1 pseudogene is annotated in these 215 nt (G+C 65.1%); it reads left to right on the top strand.

Annotated features, from left to right (window positions below):
• Positions 1 to 72 (top strand): annotated as a pseudogene (locus tag G8O24_RS45025) (Fe-S cluster assembly scaffold SufA); the annotation flags it as partial.
• Positions 73 to 215 lie beyond the last annotated feature (143 nt).

Genomic DNA, 215 nt, shown 5'->3' with positions numbered 1-215 from the left:
AACCCCAACCAGATCTCCGCCTGCGGCTGCGGCGAATCGGTCGAGCTGCGCCCGGCCAAGATCGACGGGTAGGCCCGGCTTTCTCCAATCACACCGCCGTCGTGCCGGCGCAGGCCGGGACCCATACTCCGCGGCAGGAGTTTAGCGAAGACTGGCAGCCGCTACAGCATGGTATTGATACCGCGCATCGTCGAGAGATCTCGCGGTATGGGTCC

This window comes from Bradyrhizobium campsiandrae (genome assembly GCF_014529705.1).
Taxonomy (GTDB): Bacteria; Pseudomonadota; Alphaproteobacteria; order Rhizobiales; family Xanthobacteraceae; genus Bradyrhizobium; species Bradyrhizobium campsiandrae.
This window is presented reverse-complemented; position numbering and strand designations above follow the sequence as displayed.